1 protein-coding gene is annotated in these 7,490 nt (G+C 71.7%); it reads left to right on the top strand.

The window, feature by feature from the left end; translation table 11 throughout:
* Positions 1-10 precede the first annotated feature (10 nt).
* A partial coding sequence (locus VE326_03270) for a glucoamylase family protein (protein ID HYJ32218.1) occupies positions 11-7,490 on the top strand: 7,480 nt, incomplete at its 3' end.

Here is a 7,490-nt window from a genome sequence, read left to right as displayed (position 1 = left end):
GGTGAGCCTCATGGAGCAGATCCTCCGGCGCGATCCGGCGGGGGTCTACGGCCGGATGGATTTCCCCAGCCGGGACCGCTACCGCCAGTCCGTGGAGGAGCTGTCCGAGCCCAGCGGGGAGGCGCAGGTGCGCGTGGCGCTCCGCGCCGTGGAGAGCGCGCGCCAGGCGGGGGAGCGCGGGGAAGGGGAGCCCGCGACGCACGTCGGCTACCACCTGGTCGGCGCCGGCCGGCGCGACTTCGAGGTCGACGTCGCGTACACCCCGAAGCTGAAACAGCGGCTCCGCCGTCTCCTCTTTGCCGAGTGCACCCTCTTCTACCTCGGCTCCATCGTCCTCGTCACCGCGCTGGGCGTCGGTCTCGCCGTCTCGTGGTCGCGCGCCTGGGGAGCGCCGGGTGCGCTCCTCCCGTGGATCGGTCTCTTGACCCTCATTCCGGCGAGCCACGTCGCGGTGCTCTTCATGCAGCGGATCGTGCACCGGATCGCGCAGCCGCGCCGGCTCCCCCGCATCGATCTGCAGCACGGCGTGCCGGAAGAGGCGCGCACGATCGTCGTCGTGCCGGTTCTCCTCGGCAGCGTCGCGGCCGCGCGCGCGCACGTCGAGCACCTCGAGGTCCAGGCCCTGGGGAACGAGGACCGCCACATCCACTTCGCGCTCCTCACCGATTTCCGGGACGCGACCGAGGCGGAGCGCCCCGAGGACGCGGCGGTCCTCGCCGCCGTCACCTCCGGCATCGAGGCGCTGAATGCGCGGCACGGAAACGGGGCCAAGGACCGGTTCTATCTCTTCCACCGGCCGCGGCGCTGGAACGAGCGCGAGGGCGTCTGGATGGGCTGGGAGCGGAAGCGCGGGAAGATCGAGGAGTTCAACGCGCTTCTGCGCGGCGGCCCCTCGTCGTTCCGGGCGGTGGCCGGCGATCCCTCCATCCTCACCGGGGTCCGCTACGTGATCACGCTCGACGCCGACACCCGGCTGCCGCGCGAGACCGCCCGCAAGCTGGTCGGGATCATCCAGCACCCCTTGAACCGCCCCCGCTTCGATCCGGTCCTCCGGCGCGTGACCCGCGGCTACGGGATCCTCCAGCCTCGCGTCAGCGTCACCATGGCGAGCGCCGCCGGGTCGCTCTTCGCGCGCGTCTACGCCGGGCACACGGGCGTCGACATCTACACGACCGCCGTCTCCGACACCTACCAGGACCTCTTCAGCGAGGGGATCTTCACGGGGAAGGGTCTCTACGACGTGGACGCCTTCATGGCCGCGCTGGAGGGGCGCGTCCCCGAAAACGCGCTCCTCTCGCACGACCTGTTCGAGGGGATCCACGCGCGGACCGGTCTGGTGTCGGACATCGAGGTGGTGGACGACTTCCCCTCGAGCGTCCTGGCGCACGCGGGACGCCAGCGCCGCTGGGTGCGCGGCGACTGGCAGATCCTCGCGTGGCTCTTCCCCTGGGTGCCCACGCGCGGCGGCCTCGAGCGGAACCGCCTGCCGCTGATCGCGCGCTGGAAGATCTTCGACAACCTGCGCCGCAGCGTCCTCGGACCCGCGACGCTCGCGCTCCTGGCGTCGGCGTGGACCTGGCTGCCCGGGCCTCCCTGGGCGTGGACGGTCGCCGTGATCCTGGGGATGGGCTTCCCGCTCTACTCCAAGATCGTGCGCATGGTGAAGGGCCCGGAGCCCCAGCAGCCGGTCCCGGTCTTCCTTCGCGACTTGGGGGAGGAGTTCCAGACCGCCGGCGCCCAGGTGTTCCTGGACCTCACGCTGCTCGCCTACCAGTCGTACGAGATGCTGCACGCCATCGCGGTCACCCTCGTGCGGCTCTTCTTCACGCGGCGGAAGATGCTGGAGTGGGAGACGGCGGCCACTGCCGCCGCGCGCTCCGCCGGCCTCTCGGGGAAGGACCAGCTGGTCGCGTTCGCCAACGGCATGTGGGCGGGCCCCACCGTGGCCTTCGTGATCCTGGTCGCGACCTTCGCGTTTCGCGCCGAAGCGCTCGGAGCGGCGCTGCCGCTGCTCGTTCTCTGGATGATCTCGCCGCTCATCGCCTACTGGCTGAGCCTGCCCGCGCGGGCCCGCGTGGTCGCCCTCGAGCCGCACGACCGGATCGAGCTGCGCCGCATCGCGCGGAACACCTGGCGCTACTTCGAGACGTTCGCGGGCGAGCAGGACCACTGGCTCCCTCCCGACAACGTCCAGGAGAACCCGGGCCGGAAGGTCGCCCACCGCACGTCGCCGACCAACATCGGCATGGAGCTCCTCGCCACGCTCGCCGCCCGCGACCTCGGATTCATCGGCGCGCCCGACGTGCTGGACCGCGTCGAGCGGATCCTGAACACGCTGGACGGGCTGGAGAAGCACGAGGGGCATCTCCTGAACTGGTACGACACCGAGAGCCTGGCACCGCTTCAGCCCCGCTACGTGTCCACCGTGGACAGCGCGAATCTCGCCGGCTCGCTCATGGCGCTCGCGGCGGGCTTGCGCCGGCTGGAGCCGGCCCCGGCCGAAGGGTTCCGGCACGCGGCCGCCGTCGCCGACACGCTGGCACTCCTCCGCCAGAGCCTGGATCGCATCCTCCCCGCGGCGTCGGCCGAGTCGATCCGCGAGCGGCTCCGGCCCGCGCTCCGGGAAGTCGAAGCCTACGAGGTGCGCCGCTTCGCGGCCCGCCCCGACTCGCCGCGCCTGGACGGCGCGGGGCGCGCGCTGGCGGAGGCGCTCGACGTCGCCGATCTCGATCGCATCGAAGGCCCCGAGGCGGAAGAGGCCGCCTTCTGGGGAGAGACGCTCGTCCGGCTGCTGCGCCATCCGAAGGCGGGGGACTGGCCCGAGTCGTGGGAAGAGCGGCGCAGCGCGCTCGCGGCCCGCGCCGAGACGCTGGCCGACGGGATGGACTTCCGCTTCCTCTACGACAAGGACCGCCGCATCTTCTCGATCGGCTACCGGCTCGCCGACATGGAGGGGCCGGGCCGCCTCGACGTCTCCTACTACGACCTCCTCGCCTCCGAGGCGCGGCTCGCGAGCTTCGTGGCGATCGCGAAGGGGGACGTGCCCCCGGAGCACTGGTTCCAGCTGGGGCGCGCGCTGGTCGGCATCGCCGGCGTGCCGACGCTGGTCTCCTGGAGCGGCTCGATGTTCGAGTACCTGATGCCCCTCCTTCTGATGCGGAACTATCCGGACACGCTGCTGCAGCGCTCGTCCGACTCGGCGGTGCGCGCGCAGATCCAGTACGGCCGGATGCGCGGCGTGCCGTGGGGCATTTCCGAGTCGGCCTTCAACCAGGTGGACCGGCACGGGAACTATCAGTACAAGGCGTTCGGCGTGCCCGAGCTGGGACTGAAGCGCGGGCTTGCGGAGGAGCTGGTGATCGCGCCCTACGCCACCGCGCTCGCCGCCATGGTCGACCCCGTCGAGGCCGCGTCCAATCTCCGGCGCCTCGCGCGGGAGGGCGCCGAGGGAGCCTTCGGCTACTACGAAGCTCTCGACTACACGCCGCGCGAGGCGGAGGAGGGGGCGAGCGAGCCGGTCTCCCGGAGCGACGGCCATCTGAGGCCGGCGGTGGTCCGGGCGTACTTCGCCCACCACCAGGGGATGTCGCTGGTCGCGCTCTCGAACGCGGTGCTCCACGATCCGATGGTGGGGCGCTTCCACAGCGAGGCGCGCGTCCAGGCGACCGAGCTCCTGCTTCAAGAAAGGGTCCCGCGCTTCGTCCCCGTGACACGACCCCGGCCGGTCGAGATGACGCACCTCGCGGCGCCGGTGCTCCCGATGCTGCCGCGCCGCTTCCGGACGCCGGACACCCGGTATCCGCACACGGCGTTCCTCTCGAACGGCCGCTACGTCGCCAACGTGACCAACTCGGGCGGCGGGGGCAGCACCTGCAAGGGCCTCACGGTCACCCGCCGCCGCGAGGATCCGACGCTGGATCCGGCCAGCCAGTGTCTCTACCTCCGCGACGTGCGGAGCGGGTCGGTGTGGTCGGCGGCGTACCAACCGATCCGCCGCGAGCCGGACGAATACCGGGTCACGTTCCTCCCGGACCGGGTCGTCATCGAGCAGCGCCTGGAATCGATCCACTCCAAGCTGGAGATCGCGGTCTCGGCCGAGGACGACGTCGAGGTCCGGCGGCTTTCGCTGACGAACCGGAGCCCCTACCTCCGCGAGATCGAGGTCACGAGCTACGCCGAGGTGGTGCTCGCGCCGCAGACCGACGACCTGGCGCACCCCGTGTTCGGGAAGCTCTTCCTGGAAACGGAGTGCCGTCCGGAGACGGCCTCGCTCCTCTGCTCCCGGCGCCCCCGCTCGGTGGACGAGCCGCGCGCGTGGGCCGTCCATGTCCTGAGCATGGAGGGCCGGATGCAGAGCGCGGTGGAATGGGAGACCGACCGCGTGCGCTTCCTGGGCCGCGGCCGCGGCACCGACGATCCGATCGCGCTGGACGGCCGGGCCCTTTCCGGCACCGTGGGCGCGACGCTCGATCCGATCCTGAGCCTCCGTCAGCGCATCCGGCTCGCCCCCGGAGGCTTCGCGCGGCTCTCCTTCGCGACCGGCGTCACCTCCGATCGCGACGCCGCCGTCGCGCTCTGCATGAAGTACGCGGACCCGACCTCGGCGGCGCGCACGTTCGCGCTCGCGGCCACCCAGCTCTCCATCTCGCTCCGGCACCTTGGAATCCGCGTCGAAGAGGCGCAGCTCTACGAGCGGCTCGCCTCGCGCGTCTTCGGCGCCGACCGCTCGCTCGGGCCGCCCCCGGACATCCTGTCGCGGAACGTCCTGGGGCAGCCCGGGCTGTGGGGGCATGGCATCTCGGGGGACAATCCGATCCTGCTGGTCCGCGTGCTCGAGCCCGACGACATCGGGCTCGTGAGCCAGGTGCTCCGCGCGCAGGACTACTGGCGCCTCAAGGGACTGGTCGCCGACCTCCTGATCCTGAACGACCATCCGGTCAGCTATCGAAACGAGATCCACGAGCAGCTGAACGGGCTGCTCGACAGCGGGCCCTGGGCCGCGTGGAAGGACAGGCCCGGCGGGGCATTCCTCCTCACCGGAGACGGGATGGGCGAGGCCGACCGCACCCTGCTCGCCGCCGTCGCAAGGGCGGTGCTCCGCGGCGACGCGGGAAGTCTCGAGGATCAGTTGGACCGCGCCTACCCCGATCCGCTGTGGCCGCCGGCGCTCGCGGTGGGCGAGGGTGAGGGCGCGGGCGCGGCCGCCCGCGCCGAGGAGCCCTCGGAGGAGATCGAAGTCCCCGAGCTCCTGCTCTGGAACGGACGCGGCGGGTTCACCCTCGACGGCCAGGAATACGCCGTCGTGCTGAACGGCGCCGACGAGACGCCCCTTCCCTGGGCGAACGTGCTCGCCAATCCGCGATTCGGCTCCGTCGTGACCGCGGCCGGGCTCTCCTACACCTGGTCGGAGAACAGCCGCGAGAACCGGCTCACGCCGTTCGCCAACGACCCCGCGACCGAAGCGACCGGCGAGGCGATCTACCTGCGCGACGACGAGAGCGGGGCCTGCTGGGGCGCCACGCCCGGCCCGATGCGCCGCCGCGACGACGCGGGCCGGTGGCTGGTGCGGCACGGCGTCGGCGTGACGCGCTACGTCCATCGCGAGCGCGGCATCCGCCACGAGCTGGCCGTGTTCGTCCATCGCTCCGAGCCGGTCCGCTTCGCGCTGCTCACGCTGGCGAACCAGACCAAGCGCCCGCGTCGCGTCAGCTTGTTCGGCTACCAGGAGTGGCGCCTGGGTCCGCCGCGCGAAGGGGAGCAGGCGTACGTCCGCACCGAGTTCGATCCGGAGACCGGCACGGTGCTGGCCGAGAACCCCTACAACCAGAACTTCCGCGGTCGCGTCGCCTTCGCGCACGCCGGCGGCGGGGTTCGTTCGGCGACCGGAAATCGCGCCGAGTTCCTTGGCCGAAACGGCACCGTCGCGCGTCCCGCCGCGCTCGGTCGCGAGGAGCTGTCCGGCTCCTTCGGCGCGGGGCTCGACCCGTGCGCGGCGCTCCAGGTGTCCCTGGAGCTGGCGCCGGAGGAGACGCGGCAGGTCGTCCTCTTGCTGGGCGAGGGGACGGACCGGGAGCAGGCGCTCGCGATGGCGCGCCGGTTCGGATCGGTGCCGGCCGCGCTCGATGCCCTCCGCGAGGTGGAGGAGTTCTGGGACGCGATGCTCGGGGCCGTGCAGGTCCACACCCCGGACGATTCCTTCGACCTGGTAATGAACCGCTGGCTGCTCTACCAGTCGGTCTCCAGCCGCATCTGGGCGCGGACCGCGTTCTATCAGCCCGGCGGCGCCTACGGCTTCCGGGACCAGCTCCAGGACGTCATGGCGCTGACGTTCGCCGATCCCGCCCTCTTCCGCGAGCACCTGATCCGCGCGGCCGGGCGGCAGTTCGTGGAGGGAGACGTCCAGCACTGGTGGCACCCGCACTCGGGTGTGGGCGTCCGGACGCGCTGCTCCGACGACCGGCTGTGGCTGCCCTTCGCGGTGGCGCGCTATCTGAAGTCGGTGGGCGACTCGAGCGTGCTGGACGAGCGGATCCGGTTCCTGGAAGCGCCGCCGCTCGCTCCGGAAGAGCACGAAGCGTATGGCCTGCCGCAGACGTCAGCCCAGGAGGGAACGCTGTACGAGCACTGCGTCCGCGCCATCGAGTGCAGCCTGACCGCCGGCCCGCACGGACTGCCGCTGATGGGCGACGGCGACTGGAACGACGGCATGAACCGGGTCGGTCGGCTGGGGCACGGGGAGAGCGTCTGGCTGGGCTGGTTCGAGGCGATGATCCTCAGGGAGTTCGCCGACCTCGCGGAGACGCGGGGCGACGGGGAGCGCGCGACCCACTACCGCAGCGAGGCCGGCCGGATCGCGACCATGATGGAACAGGCGTGGGACGGCGAGTGGTACCGGCGCGCCTACTTCGACGACGGCACGCCGCTCGGCTCGGCCCAGAACGACGAGTGCCGGATCGATTCCATCAGCCAGTCGTGGGCCCAGCTTTCGGGAGTGGCCCCTCCCGGGCGCGCCGAGCGCGCGATGGATTCCGTGCGGAGCCACCTGATCCGGCGCGACGCCAGCGTCATCATGCTCCTGACGCCCCCCTTCGACGCCTCGCGGTTGGATCCCGGCTACATCAAGGGCTACATCCCCGGCGTGCGCGAGAACGGCGGCCAGTACACGCACGCCGCCGTCTGGGTCGTGATGGCCGTGGCCGCCATGGGCAGCGGCGACGAAGCCGTCGAGCTGTTCCATCTGCTGAACCCCGTCAACCACGCGCGGACGGAGGGTGACGTCGCGCGCTACAAGGTCGAGCCGTACGTGATCGCGGCCGACGTCTACACTCATCCCTCGCACGTCGGCCGCGGCGGATGGACCTGGTACACCGGCTCGGCGAGCTGGATGTATCGCGCCGGCCTCGAGTCGATCCTGGGCGTGGAGCGCCGCGGCGCATCGTTGTCGGTGAAGCCCTGCATCCCCGCCGCCTGGCCCGGATTCTCCGTGGTGG

This window comes from Candidatus Binatia bacterium (assembly GCA_035631035.1).
Lineage (GTDB): Bacteria > Eisenbacteria > RBG-16-71-46 > SZUA-252 > SZUA-252 > DASQJL01.
Note: the sequence above shows the minus strand (reverse complement) of the source record. Positions and strands in the feature narration are given on the sequence as shown.